The organism is Glycomyces terrestris (assembly GCF_003933745.1).
Lineage (GTDB): Bacteria > Actinomycetota > Actinomycetes > Mycobacteriales > Micromonosporaceae > Glycomyces > Glycomyces terrestris.
This window is the reverse complement of the sequence record NZ_RSEB01000004.1, coordinates 396,605-422,962: the sequence shown is the minus strand read 5'-3', so window position 1 is coordinate 422,962 and position 26,358 is coordinate 396,605. Positions and strand designations below refer to the sequence as shown.

The window sequence follows — 26,358 nt, the reverse complement described above, 5'->3', positions numbered from 1 at the left end:
TGAGCTGCGACATACACCGGCCGGAGGGGCCGGGGCCGTCGCGGGCCCCGGTCCCCGTCCGGCCCCGGGCTACCGGAGCGGGACCGGGCCCTCGTCCTCGCCGCGAGGGCCGAAGATCCGGCGGTCGGCCGCCGCGATCGGCACGTCGTTGATGCTCGCCTCCCGGCGGCGCATCAGGCCCTCCGCCGTGAACTCCCACAGCTCGTTGCCGTACGAGCGCCACCACGCGCCCGCGGCGTCGTGCCACTCGTACTGGAACCGGACGGCGATCCGGTCCCCGGCGAACGCCCACAGCTCCTTGCGCAGCGCGTAGTCCAGCTCCCGCTCCCACTTGCGGGTCAGGAAGGCGGTGATCGCCTCCCGGCCGGTGACGAACTCGTCCCGGTTGCGCCACACCGAATCGGGCGTGTACGCGAGCGCGACGCGGTGCGGGTCGCGGGTGTTCCAGGCGTCCTCGGCGGCCCGCACCTTGGCGGCGGCCGTCTCGGCGGTGAACGGGGGCAGCGGCGGTCTCACAGCGGTCCTCCTTGCGGTGCGGGCTATTCGAGGGTGATGGCCTGGAGCGGGCACGCGCGGGCGGCCTGCTCCACGTCGTCGCGGAACTCCTCGCCGGGCTCGGCGAGGTACACGAGGGCGTCGTCGCCGTCGAGTTCGAAGACGTCGGGCGCGGTGAACACGCACTGGGCCAGCACCTGGCAGACGGAGCGGTCGACGTGGACGCGCATCGCGGTCACCTTTCAGACGGGGTTGAACTTGGAGTAGCGCTCGAACGTCCAGCGCAGCGGCAGCGCGCCGCCGACCTCGACGACGCGGTCGAGCGCGAAGGCGACCAGCCGCTGCGCGCCCGGGACGGCCGCTGCGCGGCCGGGGTCCCAGTCGGTGCGGGCGGTCCCGGTCAGGTGGAGCGCCCGGCCCCGCTCCCAGTCAAGGAACAGCAGGCCGCAGCGCGGGTCGAGCTCGAGGTTCCCGAGCGTCATGTACATCGAGTTGCCGGCGTACTCGGGCCACACCAGCGTCCGGTCGTCCCCGACCGCGACGAACCCGGGGTTGCCGCCCCGGTGGGAGGCGTCGGCCCCGAGCCCGTCGGCGCGCGTGGCGACGAAGAACGTGTCCGCCGCCGCGATCCACGCGCGCTGCGCGGCGCTGAGCCGGTCCGAGCCGCTCGCCTCGACCGGCCCGGCCGGCGGCTCCTCCGCGTCCACCGTCCGCGTCTGGATGTACTTGGGGCAGTTGGCGTACACCTGCTCGGTGCGGACGGCGAGCCCGCCGCCGGAGCGGCGGGCCGTGCCGTTGACGCGCATGCGGCGGCGGGTCGCCGGCTCGATCGCGAGCATCCCGACGTCGCGGTCGGCCCCCGGCGCGAACACGCCCGCGAGCGGACCCGCCTCGGGCACGGCGTCGACGACGACCTCCCGGTCGCCCCGGGCCCGGACGAAGCCCGCCGGGCCGGCGAGCGCCCCGGCCCAGACCGCGCCCGCGTCGTCGGCGGCGCCGACGACGAGCATGCGCTGGCGGGCGAGGAACTCGGCGGCGACCGCCGGGATCTCGGGGCCGGCGCCGGCCGAGCCCCAGCCGTCCAGGTCGAGTCCGGCCCGGCGCTGGACCGCGAGTTCGCCTGCGTGCCTCATGGCGTGCTCCTTTCCGGGCGGCCTAGAAGAACCCGCAGGTGGGCGCGCCCTGCGTGGGGGCGGGCGCGGTGTCGGCGCCCGAGGGGGCGTAGATCTCCAGGCGGGTGCCGTCGGGGTCGGTGAAGAACAGCCCGCCGGAGGACGCGCCCTCGCCGTGGGGGACCACGCCCTCGTAGAACAGCTCCGCGCCCGCCTCCTTGAGCACGGCCTCGGCCCGGTGCACCGCGTCGATGTCGGGCGCCTCGAACGAGAGGTGGTGCAGGCCGGGGCGGGCGGCGTCGAAGCCGCCCTCGCTCTGCTGCCAGAGGGTCAGCACGAGGCCGCCGTCCTGGCCCAGGAACGCGTACCGGTGCTCGCCCTCGGCCTGCTCGCCGAGCAGGTCGAGCTCGAAGACCTTGCGGTAGAAGGCCACCGAGCGGCCGAGTTCCGTGACGTTGAGTCCGATGTGTCCGGTCTTGAGCGGCATTGCAGCCTCCAGGGTCGATGGGCATCGTCTAACGGTTGATCCGCTAGAAATCAGCCTCGCACATCGATCTAATGCTTGCAATGGTTACAACCATTAGAGTGACGACAGTCTCTTCGGCAACCGGTCGCCTTGGCGCGCACGCGAAAGCGCCGCACCCCCCGTGGAGGTGCGGCGCTCGCGTCGATCCGTGTCAGGCCCCGCGGTGCCGGGCGTAGTGGCGCGCCGCCCGCGCGCGGTTCCCGCAGCCCGCCGAGCACCACTCCCGGCGCGGATGGTCCTTGGTGAAGTAGAGGACGCAGTTCGGCCCGTAGCAGGCGCGCAGCGCCGCCGGCCCGGTCAGCAGCGCGATCCCCTGGGCCGCGAAGGAGGCCAGGAGCCGGTCGGCCGGACCGCCCGCGCCCGCGGCCCGCGCGGCGAGCCCGTCCCCGCGCAGCTCCAGCACCGGCCAGGCCGGCGCCAGCGCCGCCGCCCGGTTCACCTCGGCCACCGCGACCTCGACCTCCTCGATCGCGGAGGCCGCCGCGGGCCTCGTGTCGCCGGTGGCGAACGCCGCCAGCCGCCGCAGCGCGTCGCGCAGGGCCCGGAACCGCTCGCGCTCGCCGTCCCCGGCGGCCGCCGCCGCGGGGTCGAACGCCGCGACCCACGCCCGGAAGCCCTCCAGGGTGTCGAAGTCGTCGGTCAGCGCCGACCGCCCGGCCCAGACCGTGTTCATCAACCGGACCGGGGCGGGCTCGTCGGGCAGCAGCGTCGCGGGCATCTCCTAACGGTAACAGCCCTGACCAAGCATTACACCGGTCGCGCTAGTCGCCGAAGTCGATCGACCCGGTCCGCCGCGCGTCGCGCTGGAACCACCACAGCGACGCCGCCGCGACCGCGAGCCAGCCCGCGGCGGTCGCGAACGCCAGGCCCACCGCGGCGAGCACCGCGGCCGCCGGGGCGCCGCCGACCGCCAGGCGCACCGCCTCCAGGCCGTGCACCGCCGGGAACGCCGCCGCGAACCACTGGAACCCGGTCGGCCAGAACGACACCGGGACCACCACGCCGCCGAACGCGGTCATCGTCAGCAGCACGAGGTTCGAGAACACGTTCCGCATCCGGTGGAACCGCAGCGACAGGCTCCCGCAGCACAGCCCCACGGCGTAGTTCGTCAGCGCCGTCGCGAACACCAGCGCCACCGCCGCGGCCGCCTCCCCGGCGCCGAGGCCGAGCCCGAAGACCGGCGCGAGCGCCAGCAGCGCGATCGACGACGAGACCGTGCCCGTCGCGATCCAGAACCAGCTGCGCGCGGCCAGCACCGTCACCATCCCCGCCGGCGCGGCCGCGAGGAGCGCGAGCGTGCCGCTCAGCCGCTCCCAGGTCGTGGACGCCGAGGCCATCATCGTCTCGTTGGCGGCGATGAACACCGCCGCGCCCACCAGCAGGTAGCGGGTCCGCTCGGGGTCGCCCAGGAGCGAGCCGAGCGTGGAGTAGAAGACGACCTGGCACAGCACCCGGACCATCCACCCGAACGCCCACGTCGTCGGCGTGTAGACGATCCGCAGGTCGGTCCAGCCGGACCACATCGTCTGCCGCAGCACCGCGATCGCGTTCACGCGAACCCCACCGTCCCGGTGCGCCGGACCCGCCGCACCATGCGGTGCGCGATCCAGGACGCGGCCGCGAACATGCCCGCCGCCAGCCCGGCCACCGCCGCCAGGCGCGGCCAGAAGTGCGCCACCGGCGCCGGCGCGAGGCTGTCGCGCAGCAGGTCGGTCGCCCACGACAGGAAGAACAGCCGCGAGAGCGCCTCGAACCCGGCCGGCAGGAACGCCACCGGGACCATCGCCCCGCCGAGCAGGTACAGCGGGAACGTCAGCGAGTTCTGGAAGCTGCGCACGTTCCGCCCCACCACGAAGACCGCGGCCAGGAGCATCCCGGTCGCCGCGACCCCCGCGGCGGTCGCCAGGAGCGTCAACGCGAACACGAGCGGGTGCTCGACCGCGACGACGACCCCGAACCCGAGCGCGCCCACGAGCCAGCACTCGGCGATCCCGACCAGGCTCACCGCGGTGATCGCCGCGATCCGCCCGGTGAGGACGGCCGTCAGCGGCGCCGGCGTCGTCAGGACCGCCTCCAGCACCCCGGTCGAGCGGTCCCGGAAGATCGTCTCGCCGGCCTCCATGACCGCCATGCCGATCGAGGCCATCACCGCAGGCGCGAGCAGCGCGTACGGCGCCAGGTCGGCGCGGCCGCCGTGCTCGGTGACCGACAGGAGGATCACCGCGAAGAACGGCGCGGTGGCGAGGGTGAGCAGCGTGCCCGGGTCGCGCCGGAACTCGGTGAGCTGCGCGCGGGCCGCGGCCCAGAACGCGGGGGAGGAGGCGGTCACGGCCGCACCGCCATCCCGCGCTCGCCGATGAGGTGCAGGTAGACCTCTTCGAGCGTCGGCGGCGCGGTCGACACGTCCGTGACGCCCGCTTCGACGAGCGTGCGCAGCACCGGCAGGGCCGCGCCGCCCCGGTCGGTCTCGACCAGGACCGCGCCCGGCCCGGTCTCGCGGACGCGCTCGACCCCCGGCAGCGCCGCGATCCGCTCGGCGAGCGCCGCCGGGACGCCCGCGGCCCGGACCCGCTCGTGGCGCGACAGGAGCTCGCCGAGGACCCGCGGATCCTCGCAGCGCAGCAGCCGCCCGCCGTCGATGAACGACACCCGGTCGCACAGCGCCTCGGCCTCGGCCATGTCGTGCGTGGTCAGCAGGACCGCCCGGCCCTCGGCGCGCAGGCTCTCGACGAGGTCGCGGAACTCGTGCGCCGACACCGGGTCCATGCCCACGGTCGGCTCGTCGAGCAGGAGCACCCGCGGGTCGCCCACGAGGCCCCGCGCCAGGTGCAGGCGCTGCTTCATGCCGCGCGAGAACGTCTCCACCGGCTCGTCGGCGCGCGGGGCCAGGCCCACCCGGTCGAGGAGCTCGGCGGCGCGGCGGCGCCCCTCGCGGCGGCCGAGCCCGTAGAGCGCGGCCCAGAACCGGAGGTTCTGCGCGGCGGTCATGCGCGCGTACAGGCCGCGCTCGCCGCCGAACACGATGCCCAGGAGCGGGCGCACCCGCTTGGCGTCGGCGACGACGTCGAGGCCGTGCACGGCCGCCGACCCGGAGGTCGGCAGCAGGATCGTGGAGAGGATCTTGCACAGCGTGGTCTTGCCGGCGCCGTTCGGGCCGAGGAGGCCGTGGACCTCCCCGGGGGCGACGGTGAGGTCGAAGGCGTCGAGGGCGCGGCGCGGCGGCCCGCCCCTGGTGCGGAAGTCGCGGACCAGGGCCCGCACCTCCACCGCCGGGGCGTCGATTCCGATGTGGCTCATGTCTTCAGCATCGGCGCGGGCCGGAGGCTGCGCCATACGTGTTTCCACGTACGCGCCCGCTCCGCAGTGAGTGCCGTGACATGTGATGTGCCACCGGTTTTGCGGGCTCCCGCTGCAACCCTGCCCCGTACGCGCCCGCTCCGCAGTGAGTGCCGTGTGACATGTGATGTGCCACCGGTATTGGGGGCCCGCTCCAACCCGCCCCCATACGTGCTCGCTTCGCAGCGGGTGCCATGTGACATGTGATATGCCACCGGTATTGCGGGCCCCCCGCTGCAACCCTGCCCTACCGGTCCGACAGCGGCCGGACGTTAGCCTTGCTCACATGTCCCCGTTCATCGACCGCGGCGCCGACCTCGCGCGCATCACCGCGGCGTGGGAGCGGCTCGCGGCCGGCGGGGGACCGGTGGCCGTCACCGTCGTCGGCGAGGCCGGCATGGGCAAGACCCGGCTGCTGCGGGAGGCCGTGGCCGCGATCGGCCCGGCGCGGCTGCTCGTGGGGACCGCGCGCGCCGACGGGGCCGCGCCGCACGACTGGTTCGCGGCCGCGACCGCCGAGACCGACCCGCCGGACGGCACCGACGAGCGCCTGTGGCGGCTGCTGCGCCAGGAACCCGACAGCGCGCCCGCGCCGCTGCCCGACGGCGCGCTCCTGCGCGGCGCCATGCGGACCCTGCGCCGCCTCGCCGCAGACGGGCCCGTCCTCATCGCCGTCGACGACCTCCACTGGCTCGACCCCGAGAGCCTCGCGCTCTGGTCCGAGCTCGCCGCCGCCTGGGACCTCCCGGCGCTCCTGCTCGCCGCGGGCCGCCCGCCCGAGGAGGCCCGGCACCCCGCGGCCGCCGCCCGCGTGCTCGCCCGCCTCGGCGGCGCCCGCGACGCCACCGCGATCGACCTGCGGCCCCTGACCGCGGCCGAGACCGGGACCCTCCTCGGCGGGGCCGTGCCGCCCGCGACCGCCCGCGCCGTCCACCGCCGCACCGGCGGGAACCCGTTCTGGGTCAAGGAACTCGCCGCCGCCGGGGCCGCCACCGCGCCGCTCCCGGGCCGCCTCGCCTCCCTCGTGCGCGCCCGCCTCGCCGGGGAGGACGAGCACGCCTGGCGGCTCGCCCGCGGCCTCGCGCTCCTCGGCGAACGCACCGCGACCGCCACCGCGGCCGCCGTCCTCGGCGCGGACCTCCTCGAACGCGCCCTCCCGCGCCTCACCGCGGCCGGCGTCATCCGCCGCGACGGGGCCGCGCTCCGCTTCCCCCACGCCCTCATGCGCGAGGCGTTCGCCGCCACCGCGCTCCCCGCCGAGGCCGAGGCGGTCCACCGGGCCGCGCTCGACGCCGCCCTCGCCGCCGGCGACGACCCCGCGACCGCCGCCCACGCCGCCGCCCTCGGCGAGACGGCCCTCGCGGCCACGGCCGCCGACCGCACCGCCGCCCGCCAGCTCGCCGCCTGGCACACCGAGTCCGCCCAGCGCACCGCCGAGACCGCCCTCGCGGCCGCACCCGACCACACCGGACTCCTCGCCACCGCCGGGCAGGCCGCGCTCCTGACCGGCGACCACATTGCCGCTCGCGTCCACTTCGGACACCTCGCGGCGGTCGGGGACGACCGCGAGCGCTGCCTCGCCCACCTCCGCCTCGCCGAGACCGCCTGGCACCAGGGCCGCATCGCCGACCAGTGGCGCCACCTCGAGACCGCCGAAGCGCTCGCCGCGCCCGGCAGCGCCGAGCACGGCCGCTGCCTCACCGGCCGCGCCCAGGCCATGGTGCGCGCCGCCGACTACCCCGGCCTGCCCGCCCTGTGCGACCGCGCCGACGCCCTCCTCGAGCGCCACGGCCTCCACACGCAGCGCCGCTCCATCGCGATCAGCCGCGCGACCGCCCTGTACTACCTCGGCGACACCGAGGCCGCCGTGCGCACCCTCCACCAAGTCTGGCGCGACGCCGAAGCCGACGGCGACCTGCGCAAACTCGGCCGCGCCGTCAACAACCTCCTCGCCGCCCAGCTCGCCGACCTCCCCGAACCGCAGGCGTGGCGGCTGTTCGACCGCGCCGTGGCCGCCGTCGGCGACCTCGGCATGGCCTCCTGGGGCGGCAAGATCACCCGCGTCGGCGGCGACGCCGCCATCGGCTTCGGCGACCTCGACCGCGCCTGGGACCTCCTCTCGGCCCGCGCCCGCATCGAACCCGACCCGCACGAGCGGGCCGTCCTCGCCGCCAAGGCCGGGCTCCTCGCGCTCGAACGCGACGACCCCGACGAGGCCGAGCGCCTGTGCCGCGAGGGCCTCGACCTCGTCGCCGGCATGGACCAGGGCTGGGTCGTCACCTACCCGCACTGGCTGGCCGCGGCCATCGCCGCCCGCCGCGGCGACCGCGCCGAACTCGACGCCGCCGTCCGCGCCTACCGCGACGCCGTCCCGCCCGACCTCCACCGCCTCCGCGAACCGCGCGTCATCGAGGTCGCCCGCCTCGCCCTCGACCGCGGCGCCGAACCGGACGCGGTGCGCCGCTTCCTCACCGACTGCCTCGGCACCGTCCCCGCCCCCGGCTCCAGCCCGTACGCCGACCTCATGTGGATGGAGGCCCGCGTCCGCCGCGGCGACTGGGCCGGCGCCCTCGCCCTCTTCGACGGCGCCGCGGCCGCCGGCCAGGCTTACCAGCGCTCCACCGCCCGCTCGCTCGCGGCCGAGGCCGCCCGCCGCCTCGGCGACCGCGAGGCCGCCCTCGCGCACGCGACCGAGGCCGTCGCGCTCCTGCGCCGCTGGCCCGGGCCCCGCCGCACCGCGGCCGAGGCCGCCCTCGCCGCCCTCGCGCCCGCCCCGCTGACCGGGGCCCTCACCGCCCGCGAGACCGAGGTCCTGCGCGCCGCCGCCGCGGGCGGCTCCAACCGCCAGATCGCCGCCGCCCTCGGCATCTCCCAGCGCACCGTCGAAGTCCACATGTCGCGCCTGCTCGCCAAGACCGGCACCGCCAGCCGCACCGAACTCGTCGCCCGCTACCTCCAGGACGCCTGACGCGGCGGACCGCCCCGCCGTCCGAAGCCGCGGGGCCCGGTCGCGACAACAGCCGCCCAGGACCGCCGCCCGAAGACCGTGGGGCGGCCCGGTCGAGACGCCTGACGCACAGTGCCGACGCGACGAGCGCGTCCACGCCCGCGTCCGGGTCGGCCCACCCGTGCCGGTCGACCAGGTTCCACGACACCGAGACCTGCCGCTCCCCGTCCGGGGAGTGGAGCGAGTGCGCCTCCCGGCCGAGGCCGTCGCCGCCGTGCCCGAGGCAGACCCGGCCGTCGCCGCACGGCTCGAACCCGAACAGCCCCGGCCCGTACCCGGAGCCCCTGCCCGTCTCCTGGAAGCCGGCGGCCTCGGCCAGGAGGCCCTCGGTCAGGGGCGTCCCGACCACCAGCGCGCCGGAGCAGTCGCTCAGGCCGCCCGCGGTCGAGACGACCCCGCCACCGGCCTCTCCGGCCGCGCCCGCCGTTGTGCGGCCTTCTTTACCTGCGGGCAACGAGAGTTCATGCGGCTGTGCTTGACGTGAACGGCGGCGAAACATCGCGCCCATAGCTTGTACCCAGAGCGGATACGACGCTGTATACGCACCTGTACACCGCCGCGACCTGCGCCGGTGCACCCAGCAGACCCGGTACCCCATCACCGGCGGCCCACTCCTCGACGGCCGGCCGGCGCCGGGACGCTCCTCTGCGAAAGGTCAACTGCACATGCCACTGCGCTCCAAGCCCAAAGCCCGGGACCTCGCCCGCGCCCTCGCCGCCACCGCCGCACTCGCCGGACTCGTCGCCACCACTGCCTGCGGCTCCCGCGCCGGCGAGGAGACCGCCGCCACCGAGTCCTGCGTGGACACCTCCGGGGACACCGTCAAGGTCGGCTCCCTCAACTCCCTGTCCGGCACCATGGCCATCTCCGAGACCACCGTCCGCGACGCCATCGCGCTGGCCGTCGCGGAGGTCAACGCCGCCGGCGGCGTGCAGGGCAAGCAGATCGAGATCGTCGCCGAGGACGGCGCGTCCGAGCCCACCGTGTTCGCCGAGAAGGCCGAGAAGCTCATCCGCGAGGACTGCGTCGCCGCGGTCTTCGGCGGCTGGACCTCCGCCTCCCGCAAGGCGATGCTCCCGGTGTTCGAGGACAACGACTCGCTCCTGTACTACCCCGTCCAGTACGAGGGCCTCGAGGCGTCCGAGAACATCTTCTACACCGGCGCCACCACGAACCAGCAGATCATCCCCGCCCTCGACTACCTCGTCGAGACCGGCGTCGAGTCGCTCTACCTCGTCGGCTCCGACTACGTCTTCCCCCGCACCGCGAACGCGATCATCAACGCCTACGCCGAGGCCCACGGCATCGAGGTCCTCGGCGAGGACTACGTGACCCTCGGCTCCACCGAGTTCTCCACGATCGTCAACCAGGTCAAGGCCGCCGACGCCGACGCGGTCTTCAACACCCTCAACGGCGACTCGAACGTGGCGTTCTTCCGCGAGTACGCGAACGTCGGCCTCACCGCCGAGGACATGCCCGTCATGAGCGTCTCCATCGCCGAGGAGGAGGTCGGCGGCATCGGCGTCGAGAACATCGAGGGCCAGCTCGCCGCCTGGAACTACTACCAGACCGTCGACTCGCCCGCGAACACCGCGTTCGTCGAGGCGTTCAAGGCCGAGTACGGCGCCGACCGGGTCACCTCCGACCCGATGGAGGCCGCCTACAACTCGGTGCACCTGTGGGCCGCCACCGTCGAGAAGGCCGGCTCGTTCGCGGTCGAGGACGTCCAGGCCGCCGCCGACGGCGTCTCCTTCGACTCCCCTGAAGGGACCGTCGTCATCGACGGCGACAACCACCACGTCACCAAGACCGCCCGCATCGGCCGGATCGACGCCGACGGCCTCCTCTACACCGTGTGGGAGTCCGACGGCCCGATCGAGCCCGACCCGTTCCTCGAGGGCTACGACTGGGCCGCCGACCTCTCGGTGACCGAGTAGCCCGCCCTGCACATGTACCCCTCGCAAGCATCGATGTGATGACGATCAGGAAGGAGACGCCGTGGACCTCCTCGTAGGGCAGCTGTTCACCGGCCTGAGCACCGGCTCGATCCTGCTGCTGGCCGCGCTCGGACTCTCGCTCACGTTCGGCCAGATGGGCGTCGTGAACATGGCGCACGGCGAGTTCATCATGGCCGGCTGCTACACCGCGTACGTCGTCCAGCAGGCGGTCGGCGACGCCGGGGCCTCCCTCCTGATCGCCCTCCCCGCCGGGTTCCTGGTGGGCGGCGCGATGGGCCTGGTCCTCGAGACCCTGCTCATCCGCCGCCTCTACCACCGCCCCCTCGACACGCTCCTGGTCACCTTCGGCGTCGGCCTGATCCTCCAGCAGGCCGCCCGCGACGTCTTCGGCGCGCCCGCCGTGAACGTCTCGGTGCCCGAGGCCCTGCGCGGCGGCGTCGACCTCCTCGGCGTCACCGTCCCCCGCACCCGCCTGTTCATCATGGCCCTCGCGGTCGTCGCCGTCACCGCCGTCGCGCTGGTCCTGCGGTTCACGCCCGCCGGGCGGCGCATCCGCGCCGTCGTCGGCAACCGCGACCTCGCCGAGACCGCCGGGATCTCCTCGCGGTCCGTGGACGCCGCGACGTTCTTCATCGGCTCCGGCCTCGCCGGCGTCGCCGGGGTCGCCCTGACCCTCATCGGCTCCACCAGCCCCACCACCGGCCAGTCCTACCTCGTCGACGCGTTCCTCGTCGTCGTCGCGGGCGGCCTGGGCCGCATCAAGGGCGCGGTCGTCGCCGCGGTCGCCCTCGGCGCGCTCCAGGCCGTGTTCGAGACCTACTCGACCGCGTCGCTCGCCAAGGTCGGCGTCTTCATCGTCATCGTCGTCTTCCTCCAGCTGCGCCCGCAGGGCCTGTTCACGCTGCGAACCAGGAGCCTCGCATGAGCCCCGCACCCGCCGCCCGCCTCCCCGGACAGGAGCGCCCGCCGATGCCCCGCACGTTCTTCAGCACCCGCGCCGGGACCTGGACCGGCTTCGCCGCCGCCGCGGTCGTCCTGTTCGGACTCGCGCCGCTGCTCCTCACCGGGTTCCGGCTCGGCCTCCTCGCCCAGTTCCTGTGCTACGCGATCGTCGCCGTCGGCATCGGCCTCGCCTGGGGCCGCGGCGGGATGCTCACCCTCGGGCAGGGCGTCTTCTTCGGCATGGGCGCCTACCTCATGGCCATGCACCTGAAGATGGCCGACGCCGAGTTCAGGAACGGCCCCGGCGCCGTCCCCGACTTCATGGAACTCGCCGGCATCCGCGAACTGCCCGCCTACTGGGCCCCGTTCGCCTCGCCCGCGTTCACGATCGCGATGATCCTCGTCCTCCCGACCGCCTTCGCGATCCTGCTCGGCCTCGCGGTCTTCAAACGCCGCGTCAAGGGCGCCTACTTCGCGATCCTCTCCCAGGCGCTCGCCGGCGCCTTCGCGATCCTCCTCATCGGCCAGCAGTCCCTCGGCGGCTTCAACGGCCTCAGCCGCTTCCGCTACTTCTTCGGCTTCACCCTCGCCGACCCGGTCAACCAGCAGATGCTCTACTTCATCGCCGCCGGCGTCCTCCTCGCCGTCGTCGCCATCGCGCTGCAACTGCGCCGCTCCCGCTACGGCGAGCTCCTCGTCGCCGTCCGCGACGCCGAGGAGCGCGTCCGCTTCCTCGGCTACGACGCCGCGAACGTCAAGGTCGTCGCCTACGCCGTCGCCGCGCTCTTCGCCTCGGTCGCCGGGGCGGTCTTCGTGCCGATCGTCGGGATCATCTCCCCGGCGAGCATCGGCATCGTCCCCTCGATCATGTTCATCCTCGGCGTCGCCATCGGCGGCCGCGCCAGCCTCGTCGGCCCCGTCGTCGGCGCGCTCGCGGTCGCCTGGGCCCAGACCGCCCTCTCCGAGCAGTTCCCCTCGGCGTGGACGTACGCGCAGGGGCTCCTGTTCATCGCCGTCATCGCCCTGCTCCCCGGCGGCATCGCCTCGGTCGCGGGCGTCGCCAAGAGGTTCCAGACCAAGCGCACCACCGTGGAGGCCGCAGCATGAACGCCGCACTCACCTGCAAGGGCATCGCGGTCGACTTCGACGGGTTCAAGGCCGTCGACGGCGTCGACCTCGAACTGAACCGGGGCGAGGTCCACTTCCTCATCGGCCCCAACGGGGCCGGGAAGACCACCCTCGTCGACGCGATCACCGGCCTCGCCAAGTACACCGGCTCGGTCGTCAAGGACGGCGAGGAGCTGCGCGGCAGGAAGGTCCACCACATCGCCCGCCGGGGCATCGGCCGCACCTTCCAGACCGCCGCCGTCTTCGAGAACCTCACCGTCGCCCAGAACCTCGACATCGCCGCCGGGGCCGGCCGCTCGCCGTGGACGCTCCTGCGCCGCCGCAGGCACCTGCCGCCGCACGTCGTGGAGACCATGGAGCGCATCGGCCTCGCCGACCGCGCCGAGACCCCCGCGGGCGTCCTCGCCCACGGCCAGAAGCAGTGGCTCGAGATCGGGATGCTCCTCGTCGGCGACGCCGACGTGCTCCTCCTCGACGAGCCCATCGCCGGCATGGGCCACGACGAGCGCGAGACCACCGGCCGCCTCCTCCACGACATCGCCGAAGGCCGCGCCGTCGCCGTGGTCGAGCACGACATGGACTTCATGCGGGCCTTCGCCTCCCGCGTCACCGTCCTCCACGCCGGGACGGTCCTCGCCTCCGGCTCGGTCGACGACGTCTCGAACGACCCCCGCGTCCAGGAGGTCTACCTGGGCACCGCGAAGGAGGCGGCCGATGCTGCGTCTGCGTGACCTCACCTGCGGCTACGGCCGCTCCGCCGTCGTCCACGGCATCGACCTCGAGGTCGGCGCCGACGAGGTCGTCTCCGTCATGGGCCACAACGGCGCCGGGAAGACCACCCTGCTGCGCGCCGTCGTCGGCCTCCTCCCCGCCATGTCCGGCACCGTCGAGCTCGCGGGGGAGGACGTCACCCGCCGGGCCGCGAACAAGCGCGTCAAGGCCGGCATGGCGTACGTGCCCCAGGGCCAGCAGTGCTTCGCGCACCTGACGGCGGGGGAGAACCTGCGCCTGGTCGCCGACGGCCGCAAGCGCGGCCGGGCCCTCGTGGACGAGCAGCTCGACCTGTTCCCGGCCCTGCGCCCCCTCCTCGCCCGCCAGGCCGGGCTCCTCTCCGGCGGCCAGCGCCAGCAGCTCGCCATCGCCCGCGCCCTCATCACCGAGCCGCGCCTGCTCATCCTCGACGAGCCCACCGAGGGCATCCAGCCCAACGTGGTCGCCGAGATCGAGTCCACGATCGTCGACCTCGCCAAGCGCGGCGGCCTCGCCGTCCTGCTGGTGGAGCAGCACCTCGGCTTCGCCCTCCAGGCCGCCGACCGCTACTACGTCCTCCGCTCCGGCCGCGTCGCCTCCGCAGGCGCCACCGGCGCCGGCGCCGAGACCAGCGTCAGAGAGGCGATGGCCATATGACCCGCACCGACCGGCCGGCCGACCGCACCGGCACCCGAGCGGCCCGAGGCCCTGCGCGGCCGCGCGCGGCCCACCGCCGCCCGGTGCCGCGAGCGCTCCGCGCCCCCCGCCCGCTTCGCTCGCTTCCCCGAACCGGAGTAAACCCATGACCTCCTTCTCCCCCCTACCGGAGACCAGCGGGCCGCTCGCGGCGCGCGTCTACATCGCCCTGCGCGCCGACCTCATGGCCGGCAAGTACGAGCCGGGCAAGCGCCTCGGCGAGGAGCGCCTCGCGGGCAACTACGGGGTGTCGCGCACCCCCGTGCGCGAAGCCCTCAGCCGCCTGTCCGCCGACGGCCTCGTCTCGCGCGAAGTGGACGGCCTCTACCCGTACCGGCCCCGCATCGACCAGCTCAACGACCTGTACGAAGTCCGCCTGACCCTCGAACTGCGCGGCCTGTCCCGGGCCGCCGCCGACCCCGAGACCACGCACGACCCCGACCTCCTCGGCCCCGAACTCGAACGCTGGTACCGCCTCCGCGACGCCCCGCCCGGCCCCGACGCCGGGTTCGTCGAGTCCGACGAGCGCTACCACCTGACGCTCCTGGCCTCCTCCGGCAACCCGCAGCTCGCCGAGGCCCTCAAGGTCGTCAACAACAAGATCCGGCCCGCCCGCATGTTCGACTACTTCACGGCCGAACGCATGGAGTCGACCATCGCCGAGCACATCGCCATCGCCGAAGGCGCCCTCGACGGCCGCTACAGCGAGGCCACCGCGATCCTCACCCGCCACATCGAGACCTCCCGGTCCATCGTGGTCGGCCGCGCCGAGGCCGCCCTCACCTGGGCCCACCTGGCGAACGCCGTCCGGCCCTGATCCCGTCCGCCGCCGACCCTTGAGAGCGAGACCCATGTTCGAGCGCATCCTCATCGCCAACCGCGGGGAGATCTCCCGGCGCATCACCCGGACCGCCCACCGGCTCGGGATCGCCACCGTCGCCGTCTACTCCGAGGCCGACGCCGCGTCCCTGCACGTGCGCGAAGCCGACGAGGCCGTCTGCGTCGGCCCCGCCGCCCCCGCCGAGTCCTACCTGAACGTCGACGCGATCCTCTCCGCCGCCAAGGACACCGGCGCCCAGGCCGTCCACCCCGGCTACGGGTTCCTCGCCGAGAACGCCGAGTTCGCGCGCCGCGTCGCCGAAGCCGGGCTCGTGTTCATCGGCCCCACCCCCGAGCAGCTCGAGCAGTTCGGCGACAAGGTCACCGCCCGCGAGGCCGCCACGCTCGCCGGCGTCCCCCTCGCCGCCGGCACCGCCGCCCTCGCCACCCCCGCCGAAGCCGTCGCGGCCGCCGACGCCATCGGCTACCCCGTCATCGTGAAGGCCTCCGCGGGCGGCGGCGGCATCGGCATGCGCGTCGCCGAGGACGCGGCCGCTCTGGCCGAGGTGTTCGCGTCCGTCAAGCGCCTCGCCGCCGACAACTTCGGCGACGACTCGGTATATCTCGAACGCTATGTATTGCATGCCCGGCACGTCGAAGTCCAGGTCTTCGGCGACGGCGCCGGCCGCGTCGTGTCCCTCGCCGACCGCGACTGCACCCTCCAGCGCCGCCACCAGAAGGTCATCGAGGAGGCTCCCGCCCCCGGGCTCCCCGACACCGTCCGCGAGCGGATGCACGCCGCCGCGCGCGCCCTCGCGGGCGAGGCGCGGTACCGCTCCGCCGGCACCGTCGAGTTCATCTACGACGCCGACCGCGAGGAGGCGTCCTTCCTGGAGTTCAACACCCGCCTCCAGGTCGAGCACCCCGTCACCGAGGCCGTCCTCGGGATCGACCTGGTGGAGTGGATGATCCGCGCCGCCGCCGGCGACACCGCGTTCCTCGACGGCCTCCCCGACACCGGGCCCGCCGTCGCCGGCGCCGCCGTCGAGGCCCGCGTCTACGCCGAGGACCCCGCCCGCGACCACCTCCCCAGCGCCGGCCTCCTCACCTGCGTCGACCTCCCCGAGGCCGCGCGCGTCGACACGTGGATCGAACGCGGCCTCGAAGTCCCCGCCATGTACGATCCGATGCTCGCCAAGATCGTCACCACCGGCGCCACCCGCGCCGACGCCTGGGCCGCCCTCGCGGACGCCTTGGCCGACACCAGGATCGAAGGCGTCCACACCAACCTCGGGCAGCTGCGCGCCGCCGCCGCCGACCCCCGCGTCCTCGCCGTCGAGCACGACACCGCCACGGTCGCCACGATCGCGGACGCCTCCCCGCGCATCGACGTCCTCAGCGCCGGCGTCCTCACCACCGTGCAGGACTTCCCGGGCCGCGTCGGGTACTGGCAGGTCGGGGTGCCGCCGTCGGGGCCGATGGACGACCTGTCGTTCCGCCTCGGCAACCGCGCCCTCGGCAACGACGAGGGCGTCCCCGGCCTCGAGTGCACGATCAGCGGCCCCACCCTGCGCTTCGGCGTGCCCGTCACCGTGTGCGTCACCGGCGCACCCGCGCCCGTCACCCTCGACGGCGCCCCCGTCGACCAGTGGGTCCCCGTCGAGGTGCCCGCGGGCGGCGAGCTCGCGGTCGGCCAGATCGCCGACGCCGGGGCCCGCACCTACGTGCTCTTCCAAGGCGGCCTCGACGTCCCGACGTTCCTCGGCTCCGCCTCGACGTTCCCGCCCGGGCGCATCGGCGGCTACACCGGCGACCAGCTCCGCGCCGGCGACCGCCTCGTCCCCGTCCACGCGCCCGGCCCCGCCGCGCCGGTGCCGGTCGAGGACCGGCCCGCGTTCGGCCACGAGTGGACCCTCGCGGTCACCCCCGGCCCGCAGCCGGCCCCGCACTACTTCACATTCGCGGACATGGAGCGGATCTACGACGCCGACTGGTCCGTGCAGGTCCACGCCGGGCGCTCCGGCGTCCGCCTCGACGGCCCCCGCCCCCAGTGGGCCCGCACCGACGGCGGCGAGGCCGGACTCCACCCCTCCAACCTGCACGACAACCCGTACTCGGTCGGCACCGTCAACTTCACCGGCGACACGCCCGCGCTCCTCGGCCCCGACGGCCCCAGCCTCGGCGGCTTCGCGTGCCCGTTCACCGTGACCACCTCGGACCGGTGGAAGCTCGGCCAGCTGCGCCCCGGCGACACCGTGCGGTTCCTGCCCGTCGCCGAGGAGGAGGCCGACCGCCTCCGGGCCACGCCCGTCGCCGCCCCCGTCCCGCTCGTGAACGCCGCCCGCGACGAGGCCACCCTCGCCGAGATCGAGGCCGGCGACGACCGGCCCGCCGTCGCCTACCGGCGCGCCGGCGACGACGCGGTCCTCCTCGAATACGGGCCCATGCACCTCGACCTGGCGCTGCGCATGCGCGTCGGCGCCCTCATGGACGCCCTCGCCGCCGCGAACCCCGCCGGGCTCATCGACACCACGCCCGGGGTGCGCTCCCTCCACCTCCACGTCGACCCCGACGTCCTCCCCATCCGCACCCTCACCGGGCTCCTCACCGAGCTCGAGGCCGACCTGCCCGACACCGGCGACATGGTCGTGCCCTCCCGCGAGGTGCGGATGCCGATCTCCTGGAACGACTCCGTCGTCGACGAGGCCATCGCCCGCTACACCACCAACGTCCGCGACGACGCCCTGTTCAACCCCTCGAACATCGAGTTCATCCGCCGCATCAACGGCCTCGACTCGGTCGAGGACGTCGCCGCGATCGCCACCGCCGCCGAATGGCTCGTCCTCGGCCTCGGGGACGTGTACCTCGGCGCGCCCGCCGCCGTCCCCGTCGACCCCCGCCACCGGCTCGTCACCACCAAGTACAACCCGGCCCGCACCTGGACCGCCGAAGGCACCGTCGGCATCGGCGGCTCCTACATGTGCATCTACGGCATGGACTCCCCGGGCGGCTACCAGCTCGTCGGCCGCACCGCCCCCATCTGGGCCGGCCTGCGCGACCTCGCGTCCTTCAAGGACGGCCTGCCGTGGCTGCTGCGCTTCTTCGACCGCGTCGTCTTCGAGCGCGTCTCCGAGGAGGAGCTCGCCGAGACCCGCCGCGACCTCGCCGCCGGCCGCGCCGAGATCGACATCCGCGACGGCGTCTTCGCCTACGCCGACTACCGGCGCCTCCTCGCCGACAACGCCGACGCGATCGACGCGTTCCGCACCCGCCAGGCCGCCGCGTTCGAAGCCGAGCGGCGCCGCTGGGCCGACGCCGGCGAGTTCGACCGCGACCACACCGAGCCCGCCCCGCACCAGGGGAACGCGATCGAACTCGCCCCCGGCGAGACCCTCGTCGAGGCCCCGATGGCCGCCAGCGTGTGGCGCGTGAACGTCGCCGAGGGCGACACCGTCGCCGCCGGGGACACCGTCGTGGTCCTCGAAGCGATGAAACTGGAGATGCCCGTGGCGTGCACCGCGTCCGGCACGGTGACGCGCGTGCTCGCGCGTCCGGGCGACCAGGCCGCGCCGGGCGCGCCGCTGCTGGTCGTCCGCTAGGCACCGAACGAAGTAGACAGGGGACTGAGTGAACACCGCAGCACGCGTCGAGGCCGCCTACGCCCGCATCGCCGAGGCCGACCGGCCCGAGGTCTGGATCACCTTGCGCGACAAGGCCGACGCCCTGGCCGAGGCCGCCCGCGTCCAGGCTCGCGCCGACGCGGGGGAGGACCTCCCGCTCGCCGGGACGGTCTTCGCGGCCAAGGACAACGTGGACGTCGCGGGCCTGCCCACGACCGCGGCCTGCCCGTCCTTCGCGTACACGCCCGACCGGGACGCCACCGCCGTCGCGCGGCTGCGCGCGGCCGGCGCGGTCTGCCTCGGCAAGACCAACCTCGACCAGTTCGCCACCGGCCTGGTCGGCACCCGCTCCCCGTACGGGCCCGTCCGGGCCGCCGCCGACCCCGAGCGGATCTCCGGCGGCTCCTCCTCGGGCTCGGCGGTCGCGGTCGCCCTCGGCATCGCGGACTTCGCCCTCGGCACCGACACCGCCGGCTCGGGCCGCGTCCCCGCCGCCCTCAACGGCATCGTCGGCGTCAAGGCCAGCCTCGGCCTCGTCCCCGTCGACGGCGTCGTCCCCGCCTGCCCCTCCTACGACTGCCTCACCGTCTTCGCCCCCGACCTCGCCCTCGCCGCCGAGGCGATCCGCATCATGACCGGCCCCAGCGCCCTCGACCCCGCCTCCCGCGCCTGGCCCGCCGACGCGCCCCTCGCCGCCCCGGCCGCGGCGCGCGCCGCGATCCCCCTGGACGCGAACCTGACCGCCCTCGACCCCGAGCTCCGCCCCCTGTGGGACGCCGCCCTCGCCTCCTTCGCGGCCGCCGGCGTCGACCTCGTCCCCATCGACGTGCAGCCGCTCCTGGACGCCGCGCTCCTGCTCTACGAAGGCGCGCTCCTGGCCGAACGCGCCGCCGCGTTCGGCGCCCACATCGACGCCTGGCCCGCCGACGCCGACCCCACGGTCGCCGAGATCGTCAGGGGCGCCGCCAAGTTCAGCGGCGCCGACCTCGTCGCCGACCAGCAGCGCCTGCGCGCCGCCCGCCTCCAGGCCGCCGCGATCCTCACCGGCTTCGACGCGCTCCTGCTCCCCACCGCGCCCCTCCACCCCACGATCGCCGAGGTCCAGGCCGACCCCATCGCCGTCAACGCGGCCATGGGCACCTACACGAACTTCGTGAACCTCCTCGACATGGCCGCCGTCGCCGTCCCCTCCGGAACCGCCGGCACCAAGGGCTTCGGCACCAGCGTCATCGTCCCCGCCTTCCACGACCAGGTCGCGCTCGACCTCGCCGCCCGCGCCGCCGCCGTCCCCGCCCCCCTCGTCGCCCCCGCGGCCGACCTCGTCGTCTTCGGCGCCCACCTCACCGGCATGCCCCTCAACCACCAGCTCACCGACCTCGGCGCCCGCTACGCCGGCGAGGTCGCCACCGCACCCGCCTACCGCATGTACGAACTGCCCACCGCGCCGCCGAAACCCCTCGTCGTCCGCACCGGCGACGGCGCGAGCCTCCCCGGCGAGCGCTGGCTCCTCAGCCCCGCCGCCCTCGGCGCCTTCCTCGCCGCCCTCCCCGCCCCCATGAGCCTCGGCAAGGTCGAACTCGCCGACGGCGCCTGGGCCACCGGCTTCGTCGCCGCCGCGCCCGCCGGACCGGACATCACCGGCGCCGGCGGCTGGCGGGCCCACCGGAGCGGCTGAGCCGTACTACCATCGGTCCGCGCCCACCTCCCCGAAAGGACCGCGGCCGTGACCGACGCCGACCTGCTCTCCATCACCGCCGAGACGGGCGAGACCCCCGACCTGCTCGCCATGCTCCGCCGCGACCCCGACCTCAACCGGGCCGGGATCACCCTCTCGACCGCCGACGGCGCCGGATCGGGCGAGACCCTCGGCGACCTCACCGACACCATCCACGCCGTCGTCGCCAACGACGCGCTCCTGACCGCCGCCACGACCACCATCGGGGTGTGGCTCGGCGCCCGCATCCGGCCCACCCGCATCCGCGTCAGACGCGGCGACGTCGAAGTCGAGGTCGAGACCGTGCGCGCCAAGCGCGCCGACGCGTACGCCCGCGAACTCCTCGACGCCCTCTCCGACCGCGAGGAGTGACCCCGGCTCTGTCGTACGCGGGTGCGAGGATGCGCGCATGGACTTCCCCGAACTCCGCGCCCACCTGACCGCCGAGGCCGCCCGGTTCCGCGCCGCCGCACTCGCGGCCGAGCCCGACGCCGTGGCGCCCACCTGCCCCGAGTGGACCGCGACCGACCTCATCGACCACCTCACCGGCGTCTACGACCACAAGCTCCAGTCGATGCGTCTCCTGCGCGAACCCGCCGGGGCCGACCGGATCAAGCGCACCGGGCCCGCCGCCGAGCGGTTCGACGCCGCGCTGGCCGACCTCCTCGCCGAGTTCGACGACCGCGGGCCCGAGAGCCTGGCGCACACCTGGTACGGGCCCGACCAGACCGTCGGGTTCTGGATCCGGCGCATGGCCCACGAGACCGCGGTGCACCGCGTCGACGCCGAGCTCGCCGCCGGGCGGCCCGTGGGCGCGGTGGACGCCGCGCTCGCCCTCGACGGGATCGAGGAGATGCTCACGGTCATGCTCTCGTGGGGTTCGAAGGCCTACCGGGACTGGACGCTCGACGACATCCAGGCGAACCTCGGCCTCCAGGTCGGGCTCGACGCCGGCGACCGCGCGTGGACGGTGATCGTGAGCGTCGCCGGGATCGACATCGCCGACGACGTCGCCGCGGGATCGGCCGCGACGGTCGCCGGCACGCCCGGCGAGGTCCTGCTGTGGCTGTGGCGGCGCCTGCCCGCCGACGCGCTCGCCGTCACCGGCGACCGCGCCGCCGCGAACGACCTGTACGACCTCGCCGAACGGTTCGCCCAGTGACCGACGAGCAGATCGCGGCCGCCCTGGCCGGCCGCGCCGCGACCCCCTACCCCGGCGAGTGGCAGTCCCCGCCGTTCCGCGACCGCCGCGAGGGCGGCCGCGTGTTCGCCGTCGTCGCGATCGACCCGGGCCTGAGTGAGATCGGCGTCGACCGCGACGGCGGCGGCGTGTACCTCCTGGGCGAGGAGCCGGTCCTGGTGAACGCGAGCGCCGCCGCGTTCACCGCCTGCTCCCAGGTGTACGCCGCGGCCTCGGCCGAAGCCGACCGACTCGAAGCCGCAGCTGAAGCCATCGCCGCCGACGATGACGTTGACGACGATGAGGAGGAGGACCGCGGCGACGCGTTCACCGAGGTCGTCCTCGCCCGCCTCGCCGCCGCCGACCCGGCCGCCGTCGCGGACGAGAACGCGTTCTGGTCCATCGCCGCCGAGGAGCTCGGCTACCGCATCCCCTAGCGGCCCCCGCTCCACCGCCCGCGCCGCCGTCCGGGCGCGCCCGGACGGCGGGTCCGGTCTCAAGCTCGGGCCGGCGCCGCCGCCTCGGCCGGGCGGCGCGCGGTGAGCGCCCGGTCGAGGTCGGCGATGAGGTCCTCGGGGTCCTCGAGGCCGATCGAGAGCCGCACGATGCTGGCGGCCGGCTTCGCGCCGGCCGCGACCGGCCGGTGCGTGAGCGCCGCCGGGTGCTGGATGAGCGAGTCCACCCCGCCCAGCGACACCGCGTGCGTGAACAGGCCCACGGACGCGGTGACCTGCCGGGCCTGCTCGTAGCCGCCGCGCAGGTCGACCGCGATCATCGCGCCGGTGCCGCGCATCTGGGTCCCCAGGAGGCCCTGCGGGTCCCCGTCGAACCCCGGGTAGTGCACGCGCGCGACGCTCGGGTGCGTCCGGAGCCAGGCGGCGACGCGCTGCGCCCCGGCCTGCTGCGCCCGCACCCGCACCGGCAGCGTCGTCAGTCCCCTGTGGAGCAGGTAGGCGCCGAGCGGGTGCAGCAGCCCGCCGGTGACGGCCCGGACCCGCCGCAGCGCGGCCGCCGCCTCCTCGCCGCAGGCGACGACCCCCGCGACCACGTCGCCGTGCCCGCCGAGGTACTTCGTGGCGCTGTGCAGCACCATCGACGCCCCGCAGTCGAGCGGATGCTGGAGCACCGGCGTCGCGAACGTGTTGTCCACCAGCACCGGGACGCGGCCGGCGGCCTCGGCCACCGCGCGGATGTCCACCAGGTCCAGGGTCGGGTTCGCGGGCGTCTCGAGCACCACCAGCGCCGTGTCCGGCCGCACCGCCGCCGCGACCTCGCCCGCGGCGCAGAACGTCGTCTCCGTCCCCAGCAGGCCCGTCGACAGCAAGTGGTCCGTGCCGCCGTAGAGCGGGCGCACCGCCAGCACGTGCCGCCGCCCGGTCTCCGCGGTCGCGGCCAGGATCGCGGCGGTCATCGCGGCCATCCCGGAGGAGAACGCCACCGCCGCCTCGGCGTGCTCGAGCTGCGCCAGCGCCGACTCGAACCGCGCCACGGTCGGGTTCCACAGGCGCGCGTACACCGCGCCGCCCTCGGTCGGGGTCCCGCCGGACGCCATCGACTCGTACGAGAGGCCGCCGGAGTCGATGTCGGGCAGCGGGTTGGTGGAGGAGAGGTCGATCGGGAGGGCGTGCACGCCGAGTCCGGCGAGGTCCTCGCGGCCGGCGTGAACGGCGATCGTGTCGGGTTGCAGCCACGGCGAAGTCATGGCCAGACTCTAGGCAGATCCGCAACCCGCTGCAATACTCGTCGCAGGAACCCGCGCCGAAGGCCCGAACCGGTGCGGATTCAGCGAGAGGAGCGGTCGTGGCGGGGGAGCAGCCGAAGAAAACGCAACAGGTGGCACTCGACGGCACCGACGTGGCGATCCTCGCCGCGCTCGCCGAGGACGGCCGCATGACCAACGCCGCCCTCGCCGCCCGCGCCGGCGTGGCCGAGTCGACCTGCGCGTACCGGCTGCGCGCCCTGCGCGATTCCGGCGTCCTCACCGGCATCCGCGCCCACCTCAGCCCCGAGGCGCTCGGGAGGCCGCTGCACGCGATCATCAAGGTGCGCCTGGGCAGCCACAGCCGCGAGCTCGTGCACACCCTCTACGACCGGCTCACCGGCCTGCCCGGCGTGCTCACGGTCTTCCACGTCGGCGGCGACGACGACTTCCTCCTGCACGTCGCGGTCGCCGGCCCCGAGGCCCTGCGCGACCTCATCCTCGAACACGTCACCGTCCACCCGATGGTCCGCCAGACCGAGACCCAGCTCGTGTTCGAGGTCCGCGAGGGCCGCGGCGTCCTCCCAGCATGACGAGAGGCCGGCGCCCCCGGGCCCCGGCCTCCCCTTCGGCTGCGCGCCTAGACGATGCGGATGGTGTTCCAGCTCATCGCGGGCAGCTCCACGGTGATGGTGCCGTCCGCGACCGTCACGTCCCCGTTCGCGACCGGGACGACGCGGTCCTGGTCGTCGAGGAGGTTCTTCGCCTGCGGGTCGTCGCTGGTGAGCGTGGAGACGGTGACGTCGCCGACCCGGATCGAGGAGGCGTCGATCTCGAGCGTCAGCGGCCGCTCGAGGTCCCGGTTGACGGCGAAGACCGTCACCGAGCCGTCCTCGTTCGCCACCGCGACCGAGTGCAGCGCCGGCACCTCGCCGTACTTCTCCGTCGCGAACCCGGGGGAGGAGGCGTTCACCTCCAGGACCGTGCCGCGCCCGTACCTCGACGCCTCGGCGAACGGGTAGAACGTGGTCTGACGCCAAGCCGGGCCGCCCGGCTCGGTCATGATCGGGGCGATCACGTTCACCAGCTGCGCCAGGCACGCGGCGGTGACCCGGTCGCAGCGGCGCAGCAGCGTGATCATGAGCGAGCCGAACACGACCGCGTCCATGGCCGAGTAGTGGTCCTCCAGCTGGCGCGGGGCGATCGCCCACGGCTCGGGCCGCTCGCCGGTGGGCGCGGTCTGGTACCACACGTTCCACTCGTCGAAGGAGATGTTGATCTTCTTGTCGCTCTTGAGCTTCGCGCCGACGGCGTCGGCGGTGGCGATGACGCCGTCGATGAACAGCTCCATGTCCTGCGCCGAGGCCATGAAGGAGACGACGTCGCCGTCGAGCGGGTGGTAGTAGGCGTGCGCCGAGATGTAGTCCACCGACTCGTAGGTGTGCGTGAGGACCTCGTTCTCCCAGGCGCCGAAGAACGGCATGCCGCGCGAGGAGGAGCCGCACGCGACCAGGTCGAGGTCGTCGGAGCCGTCGATGAACCGCAGCGACCGGGCCACCTGGTCGGCGATGCGCCCGTACTCGGTGGCGGTGCGCTGGCCGATCTGCCAGGGGCCGTCCATCTCGTTGCCGAGGCACCACAGCTTGATCCCGTACGGCTCCTCGTCGCCGTGGGAGCGGCGCAGGTCCGACCAGTAGGTGCCGGAGGGGTGGTTGGCGTACTCGAACAGGTCGAGGGCCTCCTGGAGGCCGCGGGTGCCGAGGTTGACGGCCATGTTCGGCTCGACGCCGACGGTGCGGCAGAACTTCATGAACTCGCCGAGCCCGAACTGGTTGGTCTCGGTGACGCCCCACGCGAGGTCGAGGCGGCGGGGCCGGTCCTCCTTGGGGCCCACGCCGTCCTCCCAGCGGTAGCCGGAGACGAAGTTCCCGCCGGGGTAGCGGACCATGGTCGGTCCCAGTTCGCGGATGAGGTCGAGGACGTCCTCGCGCAGGCCGTCGGCGTTCGCGCGCGGGTGGTCGGGCTCGTAGATGCCGGTGTAGACGCACCGGCCCAGGTGCTCGACGAAGGAGCCGAACAGCCGCTCGGGCACCTCGGCGACGGTGAAGCGCGGGTCGAACCCGATGCGGGCGCGGTGGTGGTCGGCCATGATCCCTCCGGAAGGACGGCGTGGTGAACGGTCAACCGGGCCCGCTGCGGACCCGGTCGCGCTGACGCTACCAGATCCGAGCTTTACCGGTACAGTCCCAGGCGGCGGGTTTTTTCACAGCTCCAGCGACGTCGACGCCCGCGCCACCAGCTCCGGCTGGAACACCACGTTGCGGTGCGTGTGGTCGCGGCCCTCGGCGATCTCGTCGAACAGCAGCTGCGCGGCCGTGCGCCCCAGCTGCGCCCGCGGCTGGCGCACCGACGACAGCGGCACCGCCGCGGCCGCCGCGAAGTCGATGTCGTCGTAGCCGACGATCGCGCACTCCTGCGGCACCTTCACCCCGTGCATCGTCAGCCCCTGGAGCGCCCCGAGCGCCACCAGGTCGTTGGCGCAGAACACGGCCGTGGGCCGGTCCTCGCGCCCGAGCATCTGCTCGACCGCCTCCCGGCCCGCCTGGAAGTTCAGCCCCGGCGTCGCGAAGACCTCCAGCTCCGCACCGGACTCCTCGCACACCTCCCGGCACCCCGCGAGCCGGTCGGCCACCTGCGGGATCGAGGCGGGACCGCCGACGAACGCGATCCTGCGGTGCCCCTGCTCGACCAGGTGCCGCGCGGCCAGGCGCCCGCCGTGCACGTCGTCCACCGCCACCGAGCAGTGCGGGTGGCGCCCCGCGCCGCGGTCGACCAGCACCACCGGGATGTCGTGCCCCGACAGCCGCTCGATCCACGACGCCGACGAGTCGTCCACCGGCGTGATCAGCAGCCCCAGCACCCGCTGCTCCTCCAGCAGCTCCAGATGCCGGCGCTCGCGCCGCACGTCCTCACCGGAGTCGCACACCGTGACCACCCCGCCCGCGGACTCCACCAGCGGCTCCGCGCCGCGCACCACGTCGGTGAAGAACGGGTTCGCCACGTCCAGGACCACGATGGCCACCGTGCGGCTGCGCCCGGCCCGCAGCTGGCGCGCGGAGTCGTTGCGCACGTAGCCGAGTTCGGCGATCGCCGCCAGCACCCGCGCCCGGGTCTCCTCGGCGACCGCCTCGGGCCGGTTGAGCACATTGGAGACCGTGCCGACCGAGACGCCCGCCGCGCGCGCGACGTCCTTCATGCTGGTAGTGGTCATGGTCACCTCAACGAGTCTATCGGGGGGCGGGTGCGCTGGCGGGACGGCAGGGGACTGCCGGGACCGCCGCCGGGTCGGATCGACGCCCGTCGAAGCGACCGCTGA

Annotated in this window: 24 protein-coding genes; 13 read left to right on the top strand and 11 right to left on the bottom strand. The window is 74.5% G+C overall.

Annotated features, from left to right (window positions below; genetic code table 11):
* Positions 1–69: 69 nt before the first annotated feature.
* The 8 genes from EIW28_RS16055 to EIW28_RS16020 form a co-directional block, all read right to left on the bottom strand.
* Positions 70–516: a nuclear transport factor 2 family protein gene (locus EIW28_RS16055; protein ID WP_125248713.1), complete on the bottom strand. Its 447-nt coding sequence runs from the start codon at positions 514–516 to the stop codon at positions 70–72.
* Between the two features lie 23 nt (positions 517–539).
* The gene (locus EIW28_RS16050) at positions 540–725 is read right to left on the bottom strand and encodes a ferredoxin (RefSeq protein ID WP_125248712.1); all 186 of its coding nucleotides are present in this window, start codon (positions 723–725) and stop codon (positions 540–542) included.
* A 12-nt stretch (positions 726–737) separates the two neighbouring features.
* On the bottom strand, positions 738–1,628 hold the full coding sequence (locus EIW28_RS16045) for a pyridoxamine 5'-phosphate oxidase family protein (protein ID WP_125248711.1): 891 nt from the start codon (positions 1,626–1,628) through the stop codon (positions 738–740).
* A 22-nt stretch (positions 1,629–1,650) separates the two neighbouring features.
* Positions 1,651–2,094, bottom strand: a complete 444-nt coding sequence (locus EIW28_RS16040) for a VOC family protein (protein WP_125248710.1) — start codon at positions 2,092–2,094, stop codon at positions 1,651–1,653.
* Between the two features lie 190 nt (positions 2,095–2,284).
* Positions 2,285–2,851 (bottom strand): ABATE domain-containing protein, encoded by a 567-nt coding sequence (locus EIW28_RS16035; protein ID WP_197717306.1) that lies wholly within the window; start codon positions 2,849–2,851, stop codon positions 2,285–2,287.
* A gap of 43 nt (positions 2,852–2,894) precedes the next feature.
* Positions 2,895–3,686 (bottom strand): ABC transporter permease, encoded by a 792-nt coding sequence (locus EIW28_RS16030; RefSeq protein ID WP_125248709.1) that lies wholly within the window; start codon positions 3,684–3,686, stop codon positions 2,895–2,897.
* Positions 3,683–4,462, bottom strand: coding sequence for an ABC transporter permease (locus EIW28_RS16025; RefSeq protein WP_125248708.1), 780 nt, complete (start codon positions 4,460–4,462; stop codon positions 3,683–3,685). The genes EIW28_RS16030 and EIW28_RS16025 overlap by 4 nt, the downstream gene beginning before the upstream one ends.
* Positions 4,459–5,430, bottom strand: a complete 972-nt coding sequence (locus EIW28_RS16020) for an ABC transporter ATP-binding protein (protein WP_125248707.1) — start codon at positions 5,428–5,430, stop codon at positions 4,459–4,461. Before EIW28_RS16020 ends, EIW28_RS16025 begins: the two co-directional genes overlap by 4 nt.
* 325 nt (positions 5,431–5,755) lie before the next feature.
* On the opposite strand from EIW28_RS16020, the gene EIW28_RS16015 reads away from it, so the two are divergent.
* The 12 genes from EIW28_RS16015 (at position 5,756) to EIW28_RS15960 (ending at position 21,720) form a co-directional block, all read left to right on the top strand.
* The gene (locus EIW28_RS16015; RefSeq protein ID WP_158630425.1) at positions 5,756–8,437 is read left to right on the top strand and encodes an ATP-binding protein; all 2,682 of its coding nucleotides are present in this window, start codon (positions 5,756–5,758) and stop codon (positions 8,435–8,437) included.
* Between the two features lie 704 nt (positions 8,438–9,141).
* Positions 9,142–10,413 carry an urea ABC transporter substrate-binding protein gene (gene urtA, locus EIW28_RS16010; protein WP_125248705.1) on the top strand — a complete coding sequence of 424 codons (1,272 nt, stop codon included), beginning with the start codon at positions 9,142–9,144 and terminating at the stop codon, positions 10,411–10,413.
* Positions 10,414–10,474: 61 nt separating this feature from the next.
* Positions 10,475–11,359 carry an urea ABC transporter permease subunit UrtB gene (urtB, locus tag EIW28_RS16005; protein WP_125248704.1) on the top strand — a complete coding sequence of 295 codons (885 nt, stop codon included), beginning with the start codon at positions 10,475–10,477 and terminating at the stop codon, positions 11,357–11,359.
* 44 nt (positions 11,360–11,403) lie between these two features.
* Complete coding sequence (gene urtC, locus EIW28_RS16000; RefSeq protein ID WP_125249045.1) at positions 11,404–12,483, top strand: urea ABC transporter permease subunit UrtC; 1,080 nt, start codon at positions 11,404–11,406, stop codon at positions 12,481–12,483.
* Positions 12,480–13,235: an urea ABC transporter ATP-binding protein UrtD gene (urtD, locus tag EIW28_RS15995; protein ID WP_125248703.1), complete on the top strand. Its 756-nt coding sequence runs from the start codon at positions 12,480–12,482 to the stop codon at positions 13,233–13,235. The genes urtC and urtD overlap by 4 nt, the downstream gene beginning before the upstream one ends.
* Positions 13,219–13,911, top strand: coding sequence for an urea ABC transporter ATP-binding subunit UrtE (gene urtE / locus EIW28_RS15990; RefSeq protein WP_125248702.1), 693 nt, complete (start codon positions 13,219–13,221; stop codon positions 13,909–13,911). The genes urtD and urtE overlap by 17 nt, the downstream gene beginning before the upstream one ends.
* Before the next feature lie 145 nt (positions 13,912–14,056).
* The gene (locus tag EIW28_RS15985; RefSeq protein WP_125248701.1) at positions 14,057–14,767 is read left to right on the top strand and encodes a GntR family transcriptional regulator; all 711 of its coding nucleotides are present in this window, start codon (positions 14,057–14,059) and stop codon (positions 14,765–14,767) included.
* 34 nt (positions 14,768–14,801) lie between these two features.
* Positions 14,802–18,368 (top strand): urea carboxylase, encoded by a 3,567-nt coding sequence (uca, locus tag EIW28_RS15980; RefSeq protein WP_125248700.1) that lies wholly within the window; start codon positions 14,802–14,804, stop codon positions 18,366–18,368.
* 28 nt (positions 18,369–18,396) lie between these two features.
* On the top strand, positions 18,397–20,064 hold the full coding sequence (gene atzF, locus EIW28_RS15975; RefSeq protein ID WP_125248699.1) for an allophanate hydrolase: 1,668 nt from the start codon (positions 18,397–18,399) through the stop codon (positions 20,062–20,064).
* Positions 20,065–20,112: 48 nt separating this feature from the next.
* Entirely contained in the window at positions 20,113–20,475 is a 363-nt protein-coding gene (locus EIW28_RS15970; RefSeq protein ID WP_125248698.1) for an effector-associated constant component EACC1, read from the top strand.
* Between the two features lie 37 nt (positions 20,476–20,512).
* Entirely contained in the window at positions 20,513–21,265 is a 753-nt protein-coding gene (locus EIW28_RS15965) for a maleylpyruvate isomerase family mycothiol-dependent enzyme (protein ID WP_125248697.1), read from the top strand.
* On the top strand, positions 21,262–21,720 hold the full coding sequence (locus EIW28_RS15960) for an SUKH-4 family immunity protein (protein ID WP_125248696.1): 459 nt from the start codon (positions 21,262–21,264) through the stop codon (positions 21,718–21,720). Before EIW28_RS15965 ends, EIW28_RS15960 begins: the two co-directional genes overlap by 4 nt.
* Before the next feature lie 59 nt (positions 21,721–21,779).
* On the opposite strand, the gene EIW28_RS15955 is transcribed toward EIW28_RS15960, so the two are convergent.
* Positions 21,780–22,985: a trans-sulfuration enzyme family protein gene (locus tag EIW28_RS15955; RefSeq protein WP_125248695.1), complete on the bottom strand. Its 1,206-nt coding sequence runs from the start codon at positions 22,983–22,985 to the stop codon at positions 21,780–21,782.
* A gap of 131 nt (positions 22,986–23,116) precedes the next feature.
* On the opposite strand from EIW28_RS15955, the gene EIW28_RS15950 reads away from it, so the two are divergent.
* Entirely contained in the window at positions 23,117–23,575 is a 459-nt protein-coding gene (locus tag EIW28_RS15950) for an Lrp/AsnC family transcriptional regulator (protein ID WP_197717305.1), read from the top strand.
* Positions 23,576–23,622: 47 nt separating this feature from the next.
* On the opposite strand, the gene arfA is transcribed toward EIW28_RS15950, so the two are convergent.
* Complete coding sequence (gene arfA / locus EIW28_RS15945) at positions 23,623–25,131, bottom strand: arabinosylfuranosidase ArfA (RefSeq protein WP_125248693.1); 1,509 nt, start codon at positions 25,129–25,131, stop codon at positions 23,623–23,625.
* Between the two features lie 114 nt (positions 25,132–25,245).
* Positions 25,246–26,253, bottom strand: a complete 1,008-nt coding sequence (locus EIW28_RS15940) for a LacI family DNA-binding transcriptional regulator (RefSeq protein WP_125249044.1) — start codon at positions 26,251–26,253, stop codon at positions 25,246–25,248.
* Positions 26,254–26,358: the final 105 nt, after the last annotated feature.